We start from the raw sequence: 16,838 nt of genomic DNA, 5'->3' as shown, positions 1-16,838 counted from the left end.
AACCGGAGCCATCCATGGCTCCTCCCCGCGTACTCCCAAAGGGAGAAGGCATTGTTCTCACCCAACCGCCTGAAGAGATGACTGAACACATCATTCTGCTGCACGGCCTCTGGATGCGCGGTTTCGCGCTGGGCTTGCTGCATCGGCGCCTGATGGAAGACGGCTTCCGTGTCCATCGCCTCGACTACATGAGCGTGGCGGCGACGCAGCAGCACATCCTGGCGCGGCTGAATGCGGCGATGAACGAGTACGCACCCGAACCGGTGCATCTGGTGGGACACAGCCTCGGCGGTCTGTTGGCGCTGCGCGCTTGTGTTGAAGCGCGGGACCTCCCGCCGGGCCGCATCGTCTGCCTGGGTTCACCACTGAAAGGAAGTGCCGCGGCGCGCGCCTTCGCCAGCTGGGGACGCGGTAGTGAGGTGTTGCTAGGGCACAATCGCGTGTTGCTACAACAGGGCTTCGAGGCGTGGAGTGGACCGCGCGAAGTCGGCATGGTGGCCGGCCGCATGCCGATCGGCCTGGGTGCCATGCTTAGCCATATCTCGGGGGAACACGATGGCACGGTGGCGGTTGAGGAGACCTGCTTGCCGGGCCTTACTGCCCACTGTGTGGTCGAAACCACTCACACCGGCTTGCTACTCTCGGCAGAGGTGGCGCGGCTTACCACCCAGTTTTTGCGTGAAGGCCGGTTTGGTCACGTCCACGCCGTGCAACCCGCTGATCTGGGCTGAAATAGGCCGATTGCCGAGATATCCCCGGGGATGCAGTAAAATCGCCCGCTTGTCATTTGATCCAGCCAGGAATCGTCATGGGTAGAGGCCCGTCCATCGAAGGTCGCAAGAACGCCGAAGACGCCAAGCGCGCCAAGGTGTTCACCAAGCTGATCCGTGAAATCACCGTCGCCACGCGTGCCGGGGTGGCAGACCCCGCGCTCAATCCGCGACTGCGCGCGGCGGTGGACAAGGCGCTCACCGCCAACATGTCCAAGGACACCATCGAGCGTGCGATCAAGCGCGGCTCCGGCGCCGACGGCGGCGCGAAGATGGAAGAGTTGCGCTACGAAGGCTACGGCCCGGCCGGCATCGCGCTGATCATCGAGTGCTTTACCGACAATCCCACCCGCACCGTGGCCGATGTGCGCCATGCGCTGACCAAGCACGGTGGCAATCTCGGTACCAGCGGCTCGGTAGCGTTTCAGTTCACCCGCTGCGGCGAACTGGTGTTCGCTACCGGTGGCCATGCTGCTGCGGAAGAAAAGGTGCTGGAAGCGGCGCTCGAAGCCGGCGCCGACGACGTGATCAACGAAAACGGCGAGAGCACCGTGCTGTGCGCGCCGGACGTTTTCGAATCGGTGCAGCAGGCGTTGATCCAAGCCGGTCTCGATGCGCAGCACGCTGGCGTGGTGATGCGGCCGAATAATCGCACCGCGGTCACCGGCGAAGCACTGGACACGCTCACCGACCTGCTCGAAAAGCTCGATGCCCTCGACGACGTGAGCGAGGTCTATCACAACGCCGCGCTGCCGGCCGACGCCGAGTAAGTGGCACGCGCTCAAGCCAGCTCGTGATGATCCGCATTATCGGCATCGATCCAGGAAGCCAGTGCACCGGCATCGGCATCGTCGACGTCGATGCCGCCGGCAAACTGTCACATGTTTTTCATGAAGCGCTGGTCGTGGCCGACGAAGAAAGCTTTCCGCTGCGGCTGAAACGTATTTTTGATGGCATCAGTGACATCATCGCGGAGCATCGTCCGGTCGAGTGCGGCATCGAGCGCGTATTCATGGCGCGCAATGCCGATTCGGCCCTTAAACTCGGGCAGGCGCGGGGCGCGGCGATTTGCGCGGTGGTCAATCGGGGGATCGCAGTGCACGAATACGCAGCAACGGAAGTGAAAAAGTCCATCGTGGGCAGCGGTCGCAGCGACAAGACCCAGGTGCAGCACATGATCGGTATTTTGCTGGGCGTCAAAGGCCCCATCCAGGCCGATGCGGCGGATGCGCTCGCGATTGCCGTGACGCATGCGCATACGCGTTCCAGCCTTGAGCGTGTCGGTATTCCGCGTACCGCTTGGAGGCGTCGCCGATGATCGGTCGACTTAGGGGCATCCTCGTTTCCAAGCAGCCGCCGTGGTTGCTGGTGGAAGTCGGCGGCGTCGGCTACGAGCTGGAAGCGCCGATGTCCACCATCTACGACCTGCCGGCAACCGGCAAGGAAGTAACGCTGCTCACCCATTACGCGGTAAAGGAAGACAGCGTCGCGCTGTACGGTTTTCTGCACGAATCCGAGCGCACCTTGTTCCGAAATTTGCAAAAAGTCAGCGGTATTGGCGCGAAGATTTCGTTGGCCGTGTTGTCCGGTGTTTCGACGCAGGATTTCGCTCGCCTCGTGCAAGCCGGCGACGTGGTTGCGTTGACGAAAATTCCGGGTATCGGCAAAAAGACGGCCGAGCGCATCGTGGTGGAACTGCGCGATCGCGTGGACGGTCTCGGCATAAGCATGCCGGGCCGATCCGCGACATCCAGCGCGCCGCTCGATCCAGCCGGCGAAGCCACAGTGGCGCTGCAGCAACTCGGCTATAAGCCGGCCGAAGTTACCCGATTGGTGCAAAAAGTCGCCGAGCAGGGCGACAGTGCCGAAACCATTATCCGTAAGGCGCTGCGCGCCGCACTCGGGAGTTGATTCGTGGGTCACGAAATCCATCAGGGCATGAGCGAGACGGAGACCAAGCGTCGCTTGGCTACCCTTGCACTAGGTGCCATTGGCGTCGTCTACGGCGATATCGGTACCAGTCCTCTCTATACGTTGCAGACAGCGCTAAGCCATGACGGCATGCGGCCCACGGCCGAAAGCATTTACGGCGTGTTGTCGTTGATCTTCTGGGCGCAAATCTTCGTGGTGTCGCTAAAGTACGTGGTGTTCATCATGCGTGCCGACAACAAGGGCGAAGGCGGCATCATGGCGCTGATGGCGCTGGCGCTGCGCACGGTGCGCGACAAACCGAAAACGCGCTGGCTGCTGGCCATCATCGGCATCTTTGGCGCCTCGCTGTTCTACGGCGATGGCGTCATTACTCCGGCGATTTCGGTGCTTTCCGCCGTCGAAGGCGTGAAGGTGGCCGCGCCGGGGCTTGCGCACTGGGTGGTGCCGGTGACCGCTGTGATCCTGTTCTTCCTGTTTGCGTTGCAACGTCACGGTACGGAGCGGGTGGGGCGCTTGTTTGGTCCCGTGATGGTGATCTGGTTTATTACGATCGCCGTGCTGGGCGGCAGGATGATTCTGCAAAACCCCCATATTTTGACGGCGATCAATCCCTACTACGGCATGCGCTTTTTCATCAACCACGGTGTGCAAGGATTTATCGCACTGGGTAGCGTGGTGTTGGCGTTGACCGGTGCGGAGGCCCTCTACGCTGACATGGGGCATTTCGGGAAGCGGCCGATCCGACTTGCTTGGTTCAATTTCGTGCTGCCTGCACTGATCCTCAACTATTTCGGTCAGGGTGCACTTTTGCTTGCGCACCCCGACGCCATCGACAACCCGTTCTTCAAAACGGTGCCGTCAGTGTTGCTGTACCCCATGATCGGCTTGGCGACAGCGGCAACGGTGATTGCCTCGCAGGCGGTGATTTCAGGCGCGTTCTCGATGACGCGCGAGGCGATGTCGCTGGGTTACTCGATGCGCATGCCAGTGGTGCACACCTCGCGCGAGATGTCCGGGCAGATCTTCGTACCGTGGGTCAACAGCTTCTTGCTGGTCATGGTGCTGGTCGCGGTGATCGGCTTCCGCAGTTCGGACAGTCTTAGTGCCGCGTACGGCATTGCAGTGACAGGCACGATGACGATCACCACGGTATTGGCGTTGTTCGTGGCGCGCAATCAATGGGGTTGGAGTTTGCCGGTGGTGCTGGTAGCGGGCGCATTCTTCCTGATCATCGACATCTCGTTCTTCAGCGCCAATCTGATCAAGGTCGAATACGGCGGCTGGTTCCCGCTGGTGCTGGGTCTGGCCGTGTTCATCGTCATGACCACCTGGCGTCGCGGCCGCGAACTGGTGGTGCGCGAGATCAAGCAGGGCGGTCTGGCGCTGGCTCCGTTTATCGAGAACATCACCGAGCATCCGCCGCTGCGCGTGCCGGGTACGGCGGCCTTCCTCACTGCCAACCAGAACGCGGTGCCGCATGCCTTGTTGCATAACCTCAAGCACAACAAGGTGCTGCATGAGCGCAATGTGATGCTCACCGTGGAAGTTCTCGAAACACCGGTCGCCGATCCCGAGGAGCGCATTCACCTGACGCCGCTGGAAGGCGACTTCTACGGCCTGGAGTTGCGCTTTGGTTTCGCCGAGGATCCGAACATCCCGCTCGCTCTCTCCCGATGCGCGCGCAGCGGACTGCCTTTCGATCTGATGGACACCACCTTCTTCCTCTCGCGCGAAAACGTCGTTGCCGATGAGCGCCGCCCGGGCATGGCACTGTGGCGTGATCGCCTGTTCGCCTTCATGTCGCGCAATGCTTTGCCGGCGACGGCGTTTTTCCAGATTCCAGGCAATCGCCTGATCGAGTTGGGAACGCAGGTGGAGATTTGATCTAAGTAGGAAAAAGACGCCAGTAGCGGGGGCGCATGGTCGAGGTTTTGCGGGTTTTTCGTGTCTCGTTTCTCATATCGCGCCCCTGATTCGCTGTCCTTGCACTCGTCCGTCATAATCGCCCCATGACTGAGCATCGCATCATCACTTCAGCCGCCCAGCTCGACGACGAGGCGCTGGAGGCATCGATCCGTCCGAAGCGGCTGAGCGAATACCTCGGCCAGCAGGCGGTGCGCGAGCAGCTGTCGATCTATATCGAAGCAGCGAAGAAACGCGGCGGGGCGCTCGATCATGTGTTGATCTTCGGACCGCCGGGTTTGGGCAAGACCACGCTGAGCCATGTCATTGCCAACGAGCTGGGTGTCAATCTGCGTTCCACGTCCGGCCCGGTGCTGGAGCGCGCGGGCGATCTGGCTGCACTGTTGACCAACCTCGAAGCGCACGACGTGTTGTTCGTCGACGAGATCCATCGTCTGTCGCCGATCGTTGAGGAAGTGCTCTATCCGGCGATGGAGGATTTCCAGATCGATATCATGATCGGCGAGGGCCCGGCCGCGCGTTCGATCAAGCTGGATCTGCCGCCTTTCACACTCATCGGCGCCACGACGCGCGCAGGCTTGCTTACCGCGCCGTTGCGCGACCGTTTCGGCATCGTGCAGCGGCTGGAGTTCTATTCGCCGGAAGAACTGACCGCGATCGTGCGTCGTTCGGCGCGCATTATGGGCATCCCATGCGAGCTTGACGGCGCGCAAGAGATCGCACGCCGCTCGCGCGGTACGCCGCGTATCGCCAACCGGTTGCTTCGTCGCGTACGCGATTACGCGGAAGTGCGTGCGGCAGGGCACATCACACGCGATGCAGCGCAGGCGGCCATGACTATGCTGAAGGTCGACGCCGAAGGTTTCGACGAGCTGGATCGGCGTCTGCTGACGGTCATTATCGAAAATTTCGACGGCGGCCCGGTCGGCGTCGAATCGTTGGCCGCCGCGCTCAGCGAAGATCGCGGCACGCTGGAAGACGTGGTCGAACCCTACCTCATCCAGCAAGGTTTCCTGGTACGTACGGCTCGCGGCCGCATGGCCAGCGCCAAGGGCTGGCGGCACCTGGGGCTGACGCCGCCGCCGCGCCAGTCGCAGGCGGCGGATCTGTTCGGCGTGGGCGACGGCGATGCCTGAAACCAAGGTTTTCGACTGGCCCGTCCGTGTTTACTGGGAAGACACCGATGCCGGTGGCGTGGTCTACCACGCCAGCTACCTGCGCTTCCTGGAGCGCGCCCGCACCGAATGGCTGCGCGACCTGGGCGTGGACCAGATGGCGTTCAAGGAAACCACCGGACTGGCCTTTATGGTGCACCGGATGGAGATCGACTTCCTCAGGCCCGCCCTGCTGGACGATGAACTGACGGTGACGGTGGAAGTCAAAGAAAGGCGCGCAGCCAGTATCCTTTTCGCCCAGACGATCACCCGGGCGGACGGAACCGCACTGATCCAGGCGCAAGTACGCGCGGCGTGCGTGGATCTGAAACGAATGCAGCCTGCTCGGATCCCGGACGACATTACCGGCCGGATCGATCGCCATTGAACATCCTTTAGACATGCCCATGCGGTGGAGAACCCCCAAGCCATGAACGGTGGACTGAACGTTTTCGAGATCCTTGCGGACGCAAGCTGGCCGGTGAAGCTGGTGATGCTGGCGCTGCTGATCTTCTCCTTCCTGTCCTGGGTGATCATCATCCGCAAGTATTCGCAGCTGAAGGCGGCGATGGAAAACGCCGAATCCTTCGAGGAGCGCTTCTGGTCCGGCACGGACCTGGCGCAGCTGTTCCGCGAGGTCAGCAACAACGGCGGCGACAACGGCGGCATGGAAAACATTTTCGAGTCCGGCTTCCGCGAATTCGCACGCCAGCGTCAGCGCCGCACGCAGGACATGCGCACGGTGATCGAGGGCTCCGAGCGCGCGATGCGTGTCACGGGCACCAAGGAAATCGGTGCGCTGGAGCGCAATCTGGAATTCCTCGCCAACGTCGGTTCGATCAGCCCCTACGTGGGCCTGTTCGGCACCGTGTGGGGCATCATGGGTGCGTTCCAGGGTCTGGGCGAGATGAAGGATGTGACCATCGCCGTGGTCGCGCCGCACATCTCCGAGGCACTCATCGCTACCGCCATGGGTCTGTTCGCTGCGATCCCGGCTGTGTGGGCCTATAACCGCTACGCCAACAAGGTCGAGCGGGTCGCCTCGCGCTACGAGGTATTCCAGGAAGAGTTTTCTTCCGTGCTGCAGCGGCAGATCCAGATCGACGACACCAACTAAGCGGAGGCGATCATGCGTAATGCAGCGCGCCACAAGCGCTTAAAGCTGAAGTCCGAGATCAACGTCGTGCCGTACATCGACGTGATGTTGGTGTTGCTGATCATCTTCATGGTGACCGCGCCGATGCTCAATGCGAACGTCGACGTGAACCTACCGCAGGCCAATGCCAAGTCGCTGCACGACAAGAAAGAGCCGGTGATCATCTCGGTCGACAGCCAGGGGCAGATGTATCTGACCCTGGGCACCAGCAAGAAAGAGCCGATCGATGCCAACGCGTTGAAAGTGAAGGTGGGCGCTTTCGTGCAGCAGAATCCGGATGTCAGCGTGCTGGTCGCGGGCGATCGCGATGGCAAGTATGACGGTGTCTATCAGGTGCTGGCCTTGCTGCAGCAGGCAGGCGTGGCCAAGGTGGGTTTGATGAGCGCGCCGGAGTCGGGCAGCCCGAATGGACGACCGTAACCCCAAAGGCACCCCGATCGCGGTAGTGCTCTCCGCCATTCTGCATTTGGGCATCGTGGCGTTTCTGTTTCTGGCGATGTTGTCGTGCACGACGTACGACAAGTTCCTGAGTGCAGTGGGTCTGCCCAATCCGATCTCTTGCACGCCGCCACCGTTGCAATTGACCGGCCCGGTGATCGAAGCCACGTTGATCGGTAACACGGGCGCACCACCACCCAAAGCGGTGAAGGTGACGCCGGTGCCCAATACCGTGCCACCGCCACCATCGGTACCGCCGCCCACTCCGCCCCAGGTCGAGCCGCCGAAAACACCAAGCCAATTGCCGCCGCCGCCCGAGCATCCGGACACGGTGGATCAGGAGCGCGTGGTGCAGGATGCGCTGCAGAAAGCCGAAGACGCCAAGAAGGAGCAGGAAGAGAAGGAGCGTCAGCGCCAGGCCGAGCTGGACGCCCAGGCGGCTAAAAAGAAGGCGGAGCAGGAGAAAGTGGATGAGCTGTTCAAGCAGATGGACGCAGCTTCCGCACAAACACAAAAACTCGACACCAAGGCCAAGCAGGCGAAGCAGCAGCTAGCCGATCTGAAGAATGCACAGGAAAACGGTCTGCCCGATCTGCCTAACGCCGCACAGCGCCAGTCAGGCAACAATGCCGCCAACAGCAGTCTGCTGTCGCAATACCTGGCAGCGATTCAGAACGCCGTCACACAGAGTTGGACTCGTCCGGATAACATGCCTAACCTTCCATGTGTCGTGCACATTGTGCAGCTACCCGGCGGCAATGTGATGAGCGCCAAGGTGTCACCCAGTTGTCCGTATGACGAGGCTGGCAAGCGATCCGTCGAAAATGCCGTGCTGCGCGCGCAGCCGCTGCCCTACCAGGGCTTCGAAAGCGTGTTCCAGCGTGAAATTGACTTCACCTTTACACCGCAGTGAGCAAGCCCATGCGCAGATCATCCCGATCACTAGTTACTCTTATCCTGATGTTGATTGCTGGCCTGGTCGCCGGCCCCGCAGCGGCGCAAACGCTGAATGTGCAAATCGTGGGCGGCCTGAAAACAGCGACGCCCATCGCGGTTGTGCCGTTTGCGCAACAGGGGGGCGCCCCGCTGCCGACCGACGTCGCCGACGTGATCCGCAACGACCTCAATCGCTGCGGCAAATTCCGCTCGCTGGCGGTCAGCGAAATCGTCGAGCAGCCCAGTCAGGGCTCGGATATCAAATTCGCCACCTGGCGTCTGCTCAAGCAGGATTACATCGTGATCGGCCGCATCAAGGATGCGGGCGGCGGCGGGCTGCAAGTCGAGTACGAGTTGTGGGATGTCAATCGGCAGCAGCGTCTGCTTTCGGGCACCGTCGATGCATCGTCGTCGGCCGACTTGCGTAATGCCGCGCACAAGACTGCCGACGCCATCTTCCAGCAGATCACCGGCATCCCCGGCGCTTTCTGGACTCGTATCGCCTACATCACGGCGGTCGGTACCGGCAACAACATGAGCTATTCGTTGATCGTGGCCGATTCGGACGGCTACAACCCGCAGGTCGTGGCGCGCTCGCATGAAGCGCTGCTGTCACCGAAGTGGTCGCCGGACGGTAGCCGCATTGCCTACGTGTCGTTTGAAAGCGGCAACTCGGCCATCTATATCCAGAACATATCGACCGGTGCCCGTCAGCTGATTTCCGGACGCGCCCGGGGTATCAACAGTGCGCCGGCCTGGTCGCCGGATGGCACCAAACTTGCGTTGTCCCTGTCCTATTCCGGTAACCCGGAAATCTACGTGATGGATATGGCCTCCCGCCAGGAAACGCGCTTGACCCGCAGCCTGGCGATCAACACCGAGCCGGTCTGGTCGCCGGACGGGCAGAGCATCTATTTCACCTCGGATCGGTCGGGTCGCCCGCAGATCTATCGCATGTCCGCCGCTGGCGGCACACCGGAGCGCGTCAGCTTCCAGGGCCAGCAGAATCTGGACGCAGCGGTCAGCTACGACAGCAAGCAGATTGCCATGGTGCAGGCCAACGGGAACGTGTATCGTATTGCTATCGCTGACCAAAACCTCGGTGGGCAGGTGCGCTACATCTCGCCCGGTCCGATTGACGAGTCGCCAAGCTTCGCACCGAACGCTAGCATGCTGATATACGCCGCCACTGATGGAGCCCAGGACGTGCTTTATGCCGTTTCTGACGATGGCATGGTCAGGCAGCGTCTGGTTCTAGCCAACGGCGACGTCCGCCAGCCGGCGTGGGGACCCTATCGTAAAAACTGAATTCGATCCGGCCGTGTCCCCTGGGGGTACGTCCGGATGACCTGAGGAGGGGTCCGGAATGCTTGAAGCGTTCCGGCTACCAGGGTCGCGGTGCTTTGCCACGTCCCGTTTACAGGCCGTAAGCAGTACAATGCGTGGCTGTAAATTGAAGTGTGAAAAAATAAATACAACAGCCGGTCTACCGGCGATCACTGTCCCGTAACCGCAATCGTCATTGACTGTCGGAAATCAAACCCGTTTGAAGGAACGTCACCATGAATAAGACCGTTCGTATCGCTCTGGTCGCCCTGCTTTGCGTTGGCGCGGCGGCCTGCTCCAAGAAGCAAGAAGTGAAGCCCCAGGCTCAGGCTCCGGAAACCACCCAGGAAACCCAGCAGCCGTCGGGTCCCGCCAAGTACACCCCGGCTGACCTCGACACCGACGCTTGCCTGCGTCAGCGCGTCGTTTACTTCGATTTCGACAAGGACGAAGTGAAGCCGGAGTTCCAGCAGATCATGCAGTGCCACGCCAAGTACCTGCAGGATCGCCCGACCGCTCAGATTCGTCTGGAAGGCAATACCGACGAGCGCGGTACGCGTGAGTACAACCTTGGCCTCGGCGAGCGCCGCGGCAACGCCGTGTCCAGCGCGCTGCAGGCTAATGGCGGCTCCGCCAGCCAGCTCAGCGTGATCAGCTACGGCAAAGAGAAGCCGGTGTGCCGTCAGCACAACGAAGATTGCTGGAGCAAGAACCGTCGCGTCGAGATCGTTTACACGGCTCAATAATGACGGTTTGGCTGGCTAATCGCTTCACGGCCAGTATCAGCATGGCGGGCGCCTTGGCGTCCGCCTTGCTGTTTGTGGCCCCCGCACATGCGCAGAACTCCCCGATGAGCCTGGCCGACCGGGTTGCCCGGCTCGAGCAGCAGTCGCAGAACCAGGGTCAGAACCGCGTCGATCAGCTCAGTCAGCTGCAGCAGATGCAAACGCAGATGCAGCAGATGCAAGGTCAGATCGAAGAACTGCAGCACCAGCTGCAGCAGTTGCAGGATCAAAGCAAAGCCCAGTACACGGACGCGGACAGCCGCCTCGGACGCCTGGAGAAGGGTGCGAGCGCCAATCCGGCCTCGGCTGCCTCGAGCAGCGGACCTGCGCCCGCCGCCTCCGCGCCGAGCAACGCGTCTACTAAGCCTGTTGCATCGCCCACGCCATCGGCGCCTGCAGAATCGGCTGCCGACAAGGCCGCAGCGCTTACCGCTTACAACGCCGCATTCAAGTCCTTGCGCGCTGGCGATTACGTATCGTCGTCGCGCGGGTTCCGGGAATTCATCCAGAAATACCCGAACGATGCCCTCACTTCGAATGCGTTCTACTGGCTAGGCGAGTCGTATTACGCCACGACCAACTACCCGGTCGCCGTGGAAGCCTTCAAGCATCTTTTGAGTCAGTACCCGCAGAGCGACAAGGTGCCGGACGCCACGCTCAAGCTCGGCTACAGCCAGCTGGAGATGAAGCAGACGGATGCGGGTATCGCGACCCTGAAATCGGTGCCGGCCAAGTATCCCAATTCCAACGCGGCCAAGCTGGCCCAGGAACGACTGCGCCGGCTCTCGCAGCAGCCGGCTCACTGAGGCCATGGTCGTGAGTGGCAGCAAGGCAAGCGTGGATATCGCCACGTCGGCTACGGTTTCATCCGCGGTGTCGACCGAGCGGTTGCGCATCACCGAGATCTTTCATTCGATTCAGGGCGAAGCCGATGCTATCGGTTGGCGCACCGTATTCGTGCGTCTTACTGGCTGTCCGCTGCGTTGCGTGTGGTGCGATACCGAGTATTCGTTCTATGGCGGCAACTGGCGCGATATCGACGACATTCTTGCCGAGGTCGCTTCGCACGGTGCACGGCATGTCTGCGTTACCGGCGGCGAGCCGTTAGCGCAGAAGCGCTGCCTCGTGCTGCTGCAGAAGCTGTGCGATGCCGGTTACGAGGTGTCGCTGGAAACATCCGGCGCACTCGATGTTTCCCTAGTGGATCCGCGCGTGCGCAAGGTGATGGACCTGAAAGCACCGGATTCCGGCGAGAGCAGGCGCAACCTGTGGTCCAACCTGGATCAGCTGTTGCCGCACGACCAGGTGAAGATCGTGATTGCCAGTCGTGCCGACTACGAATGGGCGCGCAACGCCGTGGCAGAGCACGCCATCGATCAACGCTGCATGGTGCTGTTCTCGCCCGTGCACGGCGCAGTCGAGCCGCGTGCGCTGGCCGAATGGATCATCGAAGACAAATTACCGGTGCGTTTCCAGCTGCAGCTGCACAAGTTGCTCTGGCATGACGCGCCTGGCCACTGATCGATCTTTCCCTGCACGCAGGGGAGGGCACACGTTTCATGCGCATCGGCCTGTGTCGCCGTTAGCGTTTCCCAACCGGTGACCGGTTGTTTCAGCACGTTGGAATCTATTTATGTCAGGACCCACTCCCCGCAAGGCCGTCATCCTCGTTTCCGGAGGTATGGATTCGGCCGTCACACTCGCCATCGCTCGTCAGCAGGGTTATCAGATCCACGCGCTGAGCGTGGCTTACGGCCAGCGGCACAGTTCCGAACTCGAAGCCGCGGCACGCGTGGCGCACATGCTCGGTGCCGTCGAACACAAAACGGTGCACGTCGATCTGCGCAGCATCGGCGGTTCCGCGCTTACCGCCGATATCGACGTACCGGAAGAGGGCGGTGAAGGCATTCCTGTTACTTACGTACCCGCCCGCAACACCATCATGCTGTCGATAGCGCTGGGTTGGGCCGAAGTGCTGGGTTCCACCGATATCTGGTGCGGTGTCAATGCGGTGGACTACTCCGGTTACCCCGATTGCCGCCCCGCCTTCATCGAAACGTTCGAGCGTCTCGCCAACGTGGCCACCAAGGCGGGAGTCGAAGGCGCCAGCATCCGCATCCATGCGCCGCTGATGGCCATGAGCAAGGCCGATATCGCACGTGAAGGCCAACGCCTGGGCATCGATTTCGCTGCCACCGTCAGTTGCTACCAGGCCGACGCCGAAGGCCGCGCCTGCGGCCATTGCGACGCCTGCCGCCTTCGCGCGCAGGGTTTCCGCGACGCTGGACTGCCCGATCCCACCCGATACGCCTGATTAGCTTGTGTCGCAGGCGGCAAGGCAATAAAATTACCGACTAACTTTTTACCGGGTCGTTAGCTCAGTCGGTAGAGCAGTAGACTTTTAATCTATTGGTCCCGAGTTCGAATCTCGGACGACCCACCAATTCGAAACCCGCACGGCATCAGGCTGTGCGGGTTTTTTTGTGTCGTTCGTTCTGCGCTGACGAACGGTCAATTTCAAATGAGAGCCCGCAACAGTAGTAACCAGTGGGGAACAGCCCGCATGAAACCTGCCGAGGGATGAAGGAGGGAAAGCCGCAATGGCTATCGCGTCACGAGGCCAAGCTTCTTGAACCAAGCGAGCGTGCGCTCGATCGCTTCATCGACGTTCACCTGCGAGGCAAAGTTGAGAGTGCGCTTTGCTTTCTCGCCGCTGATGAATTGGCCAGACGCCATCACCGCGATGGCGCTTTCACTGACGGTCGGTTCCGGGCCGCTGAGGAACTTGTAACGCGCCGATTGGATACTGCTGATGAGGCGCGCAACGGGCAAAGGAATACGCTTCGGCATCGCCGTACCCGTGAGCTTTGAGATCTTGGCCATCAGCTCGGACATGGTGAGATTCTCACCGGCAAGCAAATAGCGTTCGCCAACCGCGCCGTCTTCCGCGACTCGCACGAGGCCGCGACCAGCGTCGCCAGCGTAGATCACATTGCGACGACCCTCGACAAAGCCGGGCAGGGTGTTATTGGCCATCTCAAGAATGAGGCGACCTGTCGTCTTACCCACGTCGTATTCGCCAAAACTCATCGTCGGAATACCGATGGAGACTGGCAAACCTCGCATCGCTGCTTCGCGCGCCTGCTTATCCAGCGCCCACTTCACTTGCAGATACGGGCTGTGATGGCTCGGAGGCTCAGCGTAATCGAGCGCTTCGGTACCGGGTCTGCCTGAGGGGTCTCTTGGAAGTGCGATGGCGGCGCCAACGTAGACCACTTTGGTCAGTGGCAGCGATTCGCACACCTCGTAAAACGTCTTCATCCCGCGCAAAGCGGCATCGACTTCTTCCTGCCAAGGGCGTGGCACGGTTGGGTAGTAGCCAGCGCAGTTAATCACGGCGTTAACGTTTTCTAGCGCGGCGCGAAGCGACGCCGCGTCACCCATGTCCGAAATACGCAGCGCGACATTCGGCTGTTCGATCGCCATCAAAGACGTCTTGCTGCGACCGATAGCCACGACTTCATGTCCGGCCGTCAATGCCGCTTGAACAGTATGGCGTCCAAGCAATCCCGATGCGCCTATGACTGCCATTCGCATGGCATTTCTCCGAGTTGATGCGTGGCTGCAGGATATCCACGAGATTAGTGCTGGATGTCTTGACGTGAAGGGGCCAATGCTTGCGTCACCCAGTCGATAAAGACGCGGACACGCGGTGAGAGTTGTCGACTATGCGGATAAAGCAGCGATACCGGCGTCGGCGAGGGTGGAAAATCGGGAAGGACAGATACCAGTGTTCCCGCAGCCAGGTCTGCTTGAACGTGGTATCGAGGTACCTGGATCAATCCGAGTCCGAGCTTGGCCGCTGCGACGTAGGTTTCCGCGCTGGTCACGGTCACTGTCGAGTGCAAGTTGACGTTTCGCAGCTCGCCGTTGACGGTGAATTCAAGCGGCAATGCCATACCACTGGCTGAAGACATGAAACCGATGCTGACGTGTCCCGCGAGATCGTCGACGCTGACAGGGGTGCCGTGATGCGCCATATAGGCAGGACTGGCGCAGGTCACTTCTTCGAGCAGGGCAACGCGTCGTCCGATCATCGCGCTGTCCTGCAGGTCACCGACGCGCAATACGCAATCGATGCCTTCACGCACCAGATCGACAAGCCGATCCCCTTCGCCGATATGAAGTTGAAGGTCCGGATACTTGGCAAGAAAAGCGGGGAGTGCCGGCAGCACGAAGTGACGCGTTAGCGTGCCATGCACATCGATCCGCAATAGACCCCGTGGCTTGGCGTCGCTGAAGGCCGCCTCGGCATCTTCGACCTCGCCCAGAATGGTTACGCACCGGCGGTAATACGCTTCGCCGTCCAGCGTGGCTTTTACATGGCGGGTGGTCCGCTGCAGCAGTCGCACGCCTAGCCGCTTTTCCAGATCCTGGATGACCTGCGTGGCCGTTGAGCGAGGCCATTCAAGATCCTGGGCGGCCAGGGTGAAGCTATGCCGCTCGACGATCCGGGTGAATAAACGCATGACGTCCAGGCGGTCCATATCAGCCTCATTGTTCGCTCATGGAGAATTCTGTTGCCAGATTAGCACTGATTATTTACTCATTTAGAAAGCCTAGAGTTCTTCCAAGCCGGCACGGTGCTGGTCCTGGAGAAAACTCATGAACAAGCAAACTCAGAAAGTCGCCCTGGTAACTGGCGCTTCGCGTGGCATCGGCGCCGCCATCGCACAACGTCTGGCGGGCGACGGTTTCACCGTCATCGTCAATTACGCGGAAAACGCCGCACCGGCCGAAGCCTTAGTGCGCACGATCGAACAGGCTGGCGGCCATGCACTGGCAGCAAAAGCGGATGTCAGTGATGCCGCGGATGTGCGTCGATTGTTCGATGCTGCGGAAACCGCTTTCGGTGGCGTGGATGTGCTGGTCAACAACGCCGGAATTATGAGCCTCGCCAGCATTGCCGATGCCGACGATGCCTCGTTCGATCGCCAGATAGCCGTCAATCTGAAAGGTACGTTCAACACATTGCGCGAAGCGGCGGCGCGTTTGCGCGCAGGTGGCCGCATCATCAATTTCTCCTCGAGCGTCGTCGCGCTGTTGCAGCCGACCTATGCGGTGTATGCCGCCACCAAGGCCGGTGTCGAAGCGATGACGAGTGTGTTTGCCAAGGAGTTGCGTGGACGCGATATCACCGTCAACTCCGTTGCGCCGGGTCCGACTGCCACGGATTTGTTCCTTAAAGGCAAGCCGCAGGAAATGGTCGAGCGCCTCGCCAAGCTGGCTCCTTTGGAGCGGTTGGGGCAGCCGGAGGATATCGCCAATACCGTCGCCTTCCTGGCCGGTCCGGACGGCAGCTGGGTCAACGGCCAAGTGTTGCGCGCCAACGGCGGAATCATCTGATCACACGCGGACATCAGCGCAAACCGTCGCGTATTTTCCAACTCTCAATGCAAGGAATCCGTATCATGAAACAAGTCATCGTCATCACCGGTGCATCCAGTGGCTTTGGTGCGCTTGCCGCACGGGCTCTTGCCCATGCCGGCCACACCGTCTACGCCAGCATGCGTGAAACCACCGGCCGCAATGCACCCCAGGTTGCCGCTGTGCAACAGTACGCGGCCGAGCATGCTGTCGACCTGCGTGCGGTCGAGCTGGATGTCGCCTCGGAGGCCTCCTGCGAAACGGGCATCCAGGAGATCATTGCGGCGCACGGAAGGCTCGATGTGATCATCCACAACGCCGGCCACATGTCGTTCGGTCCCGCCGAGGCTTTTACGCCAGAGCAATTCGCCCAGCTCTACGACATCAACGTGCTGAGCACGCAGCGCGTCAATCGTGCCGCGCTTCCGCAGCTGCGCAAACAGGGTCGCGGATTGGTGATCTGGGTTTCCAGCAGCAGTGCGCGTGGCGGCACGCCGCCTTATCTTTCGCCGTACTTTGCCGCAAAGGCGGCGATGGATTCGCTCGCCGTCAGCTACGCCAGCGAGCTATCCCGCTGGGGCATCGAAACCTCGGTCATCGTGCCGGGTGCGTTTACCAAGGGCACCAATCATTTCGTCCATTCGGGCTCTCCCGCCGATAAAGCCCGCGCTGCCGAATACGATCAGGGTCCTTATGCCGGCCTTCCGGAACAGAGCCTCAAGGGTCTCGCTTCGCTGGAACCCGCCGACGCTGACGTGGGTGCCGTGGCGGACGCGATCGTGCATGTCGTAGACACGCCATTCGGCAAACGCCCGTTTCGCATGCATATCGACCCATCACAGGACGGTTGCGAGATCGTCAACGGTGTCGCCGATCGTGTTCGTGCGGAGATGTTTCGGCGCATTGGGTTGGAAGACTTGCTGCACCCAAGCGAGGTGGCACATTCCGCCGACTGAGATCGGCATCAACTCAAGTCAACGCAAGGCGGCAT

19 protein-coding genes and 1 tRNA gene are annotated in these 16,838 nt (G+C 60.9%); 18 read left to right on the top strand and 2 right to left on the bottom strand.

All coding sequences use genetic code 11. The annotated features are described in order from the left end of the window. The first annotated feature begins 77 nt into the window (after positions 1-77). From QQL64_RS11300 to QQL64_RS11225, 16 genes are all read left to right on the top strand, one after another. Complete coding sequence (locus QQL64_RS11300; protein WP_284399772.1) at positions 78-731, top strand: alpha/beta fold hydrolase; 654 nt, start codon at positions 78-80, stop codon at positions 729-731. A gap of 77 nt (positions 732-808) precedes the next feature. Continuing rightward, complete coding sequence (locus QQL64_RS11295; protein WP_284399374.1) at positions 809-1,540, top strand: YebC/PmpR family DNA-binding transcriptional regulator; 732 nt, start codon at positions 809-811, stop codon at positions 1,538-1,540. A gap of 26 nt (positions 1,541-1,566) precedes the next feature. Beyond that, complete coding sequence (gene ruvC / locus QQL64_RS11290) at positions 1,567-2,088, top strand: crossover junction endodeoxyribonuclease RuvC (protein WP_284399372.1); 522 nt, start codon at positions 1,567-1,569, stop codon at positions 2,086-2,088. Next, positions 2,085-2,681 (top strand): Holliday junction branch migration protein RuvA, encoded by a 597-nt coding sequence (ruvA, locus tag QQL64_RS11285; protein ID WP_284399370.1) that lies wholly within the window; start codon positions 2,085-2,087, stop codon positions 2,679-2,681. The genes ruvC and ruvA overlap by 4 nt, the downstream gene beginning before the upstream one ends. A 27-nt stretch (positions 2,682-2,708) precedes the next feature. After that, entirely contained in the window at positions 2,709-4,586 is a 1,878-nt protein-coding gene (locus tag QQL64_RS11280; RefSeq protein ID WP_284399771.1) for a potassium transporter Kup, read from the top strand. A 125-nt stretch (positions 4,587-4,711) separates the two neighbouring features. Next, a complete protein-coding gene (ruvB, locus tag QQL64_RS11275) occupies positions 4,712-5,761 on the top strand; it encodes a Holliday junction branch migration DNA helicase RuvB (RefSeq protein WP_284399368.1) in 1,050 nt (349 codons plus the stop codon). Then, positions 5,754-6,167, top strand: coding sequence for a tol-pal system-associated acyl-CoA thioesterase (ybgC, locus tag QQL64_RS11270; protein WP_284399366.1), 414 nt, complete (start codon positions 5,754-5,756; stop codon positions 6,165-6,167). Before ruvB ends, ybgC begins: the two co-directional genes overlap by 8 nt. Before the next feature lie 42 nt (positions 6,168-6,209). Further along, the gene (gene tolQ, locus QQL64_RS11265) at positions 6,210-6,896 is read left to right on the top strand and encodes a protein TolQ (protein ID WP_284399362.1); all 687 of its coding nucleotides are present in this window, start codon (positions 6,210-6,212) and stop codon (positions 6,894-6,896) included. Positions 6,897-6,908: 12 nt separating this feature from the next. Then, complete coding sequence (gene tolR / locus QQL64_RS11260; RefSeq protein ID WP_284399359.1) at positions 6,909-7,355, top strand: protein TolR; 447 nt, start codon at positions 6,909-6,911, stop codon at positions 7,353-7,355. Continuing rightward, positions 7,342-8,286, top strand: a complete 945-nt coding sequence (gene tolA, locus QQL64_RS11255; protein ID WP_284399357.1) for a cell envelope integrity protein TolA — start codon at positions 7,342-7,344, stop codon at positions 8,284-8,286. The genes tolR and tolA overlap by 14 nt, the downstream gene beginning before the upstream one ends. A gap of 8 nt (positions 8,287-8,294) precedes the next feature. Beyond that, positions 8,295-9,617: a Tol-Pal system beta propeller repeat protein TolB gene (gene tolB, locus QQL64_RS11250; RefSeq protein WP_284399356.1), complete on the top strand. Its 1,323-nt coding sequence runs from the start codon at positions 8,295-8,297 to the stop codon at positions 9,615-9,617. A 254-nt stretch (positions 9,618-9,871) separates the two neighbouring features. Continuing rightward, positions 9,872-10,381 (top strand): peptidoglycan-associated lipoprotein Pal, encoded by a 510-nt coding sequence (gene pal, locus QQL64_RS11245; protein WP_284399354.1) that lies wholly within the window; start codon positions 9,872-9,874, stop codon positions 10,379-10,381. Further along, positions 10,381-11,226 carry a tol-pal system protein YbgF gene (ybgF, locus tag QQL64_RS11240; protein WP_284399353.1) on the top strand — a complete coding sequence of 282 codons (846 nt, stop codon included), beginning with the start codon at positions 10,381-10,383 and terminating at the stop codon, positions 11,224-11,226. Before pal ends, ybgF begins: the two co-directional genes overlap by 1 nt. A 37-nt stretch (positions 11,227-11,263) precedes the next feature. Further along, entirely contained in the window at positions 11,264-11,941 is a 678-nt protein-coding gene (gene queE / locus QQL64_RS11235) for a 7-carboxy-7-deazaguanine synthase QueE (RefSeq protein ID WP_284399770.1), read from the top strand. Between the two features lie 112 nt (positions 11,942-12,053). Continuing rightward, a complete protein-coding gene (gene queC, locus QQL64_RS11230) occupies positions 12,054-12,734 on the top strand; it encodes a 7-cyano-7-deazaguanine synthase QueC (protein ID WP_284399351.1) in 681 nt (226 codons plus the stop codon). A gap of 53 nt (positions 12,735-12,787) precedes the next feature. After that, positions 12,788-12,863, top strand: a tRNA-Lys gene (locus QQL64_RS11225). A gap of 161 nt (positions 12,864-13,024) precedes the next feature. Here the strand turns inward: QQL64_RS11225 and QQL64_RS11220 are convergent. Further along, positions 13,025-14,017, bottom strand: a complete 993-nt coding sequence (locus tag QQL64_RS11220) for an NAD-dependent epimerase/dehydratase family protein (RefSeq protein WP_284399349.1) — start codon at positions 14,015-14,017, stop codon at positions 13,025-13,027. Positions 14,018-14,061: 44 nt separating this feature from the next. Next, positions 14,062-14,967: a LysR family transcriptional regulator gene (locus QQL64_RS11215; protein WP_284399347.1), complete on the bottom strand. Its 906-nt coding sequence runs from the start codon at positions 14,965-14,967 to the stop codon at positions 14,062-14,064. Between the two features lie 118 nt (positions 14,968-15,085). Here QQL64_RS11215 and QQL64_RS11210 point away from each other — a divergent pair, with 118 nt between their 5' ends. After that, a complete protein-coding gene (locus QQL64_RS11210) occupies positions 15,086-15,826 on the top strand; it encodes an SDR family oxidoreductase (RefSeq protein WP_284399345.1) in 741 nt (246 codons plus the stop codon). Between the two features lie 65 nt (positions 15,827-15,891). Next, positions 15,892-16,803 (top strand): SDR family oxidoreductase, encoded by a 912-nt coding sequence (locus tag QQL64_RS11205; protein WP_284399343.1) that lies wholly within the window; start codon positions 15,892-15,894, stop codon positions 16,801-16,803. Positions 16,804-16,838: the final 35 nt, after the last annotated feature.

The sequence above is a fragment of the Dyella lipolytica genome (genome assembly GCF_030160075.1).
GTDB classification, from domain to species: domain Bacteria; phylum Pseudomonadota; class Gammaproteobacteria; order Xanthomonadales; family Rhodanobacteraceae; genus Dyella_B; species Dyella_B lipolytica.
Note: the sequence above shows the minus strand (reverse complement) of the source record. Positions and strands in the feature narration are given on the sequence as shown.

Coding starts and splice junctions, on each gene's coding strand:
- QQL64_RS11300 (WP_284399772.1), top strand. CDS start 78: ATGACTGAACACATCATTCTGCTGCACGGCCTCTGGATGCGCGGTTTC.
- QQL64_RS11295 (WP_284399374.1), top strand. CDS start 809: ATGGGTAGAGGCCCGTCCATCGAAGGTCGCAAGAACGCCGAAGACGCC.
- ruvC (WP_284399372.1), top strand. CDS start 1,567: ATGATCCGCATTATCGGCATCGATCCAGGAAGCCAGTGCACCGGCATC.
- ruvA (WP_284399370.1), top strand. CDS start 2,085: ATGATCGGTCGACTTAGGGGCATCCTCGTTTCCAAGCAGCCGCCGTGG.
- QQL64_RS11280 (WP_284399771.1), top strand. CDS start 2,709: ATGAGCGAGACGGAGACCAAGCGTCGCTTGGCTACCCTTGCACTAGGT.
- ruvB (WP_284399368.1), top strand. CDS start 4,712: ATGACTGAGCATCGCATCATCACTTCAGCCGCCCAGCTCGACGACGAG.
- ybgC (WP_284399366.1), top strand. CDS start 5,754: ATGCCTGAAACCAAGGTTTTCGACTGGCCCGTCCGTGTTTACTGGGAA.
- tolQ (WP_284399362.1), top strand. CDS start 6,210: ATGAACGGTGGACTGAACGTTTTCGAGATCCTTGCGGACGCAAGCTGG.
- tolR (WP_284399359.1), top strand. CDS start 6,909: ATGCGTAATGCAGCGCGCCACAAGCGCTTAAAGCTGAAGTCCGAGATC.
- tolA (WP_284399357.1), top strand. CDS start 7,342: ATGGACGACCGTAACCCCAAAGGCACCCCGATCGCGGTAGTGCTCTCC.
- tolB (WP_284399356.1), top strand. CDS start 8,295: ATGCGCAGATCATCCCGATCACTAGTTACTCTTATCCTGATGTTGATT.
- pal (WP_284399354.1), top strand. CDS start 9,872: ATGAATAAGACCGTTCGTATCGCTCTGGTCGCCCTGCTTTGCGTTGGC.
- ybgF (WP_284399353.1), top strand. CDS start 10,381: ATGACGGTTTGGCTGGCTAATCGCTTCACGGCCAGTATCAGCATGGCG.
- queC (WP_284399351.1), top strand. CDS start 12,054: ATGTCAGGACCCACTCCCCGCAAGGCCGTCATCCTCGTTTCCGGAGGT.
- QQL64_RS11220 (WP_284399349.1), bottom strand. CDS start 14,017: ATGCGAATGGCAGTCATAGGCGCATCGGGATTGCTTGGACGCCATACT.
- QQL64_RS11215 (WP_284399347.1), bottom strand. CDS start 14,967: ATGGACCGCCTGGACGTCATGCGTTTATTCACCCGGATCGTCGAGCGG.
- QQL64_RS11210 (WP_284399345.1), top strand. CDS start 15,086: ATGAACAAGCAAACTCAGAAAGTCGCCCTGGTAACTGGCGCTTCGCGT.
- QQL64_RS11205 (WP_284399343.1), top strand. CDS start 15,892: ATGAAACAAGTCATCGTCATCACCGGTGCATCCAGTGGCTTTGGTGCG.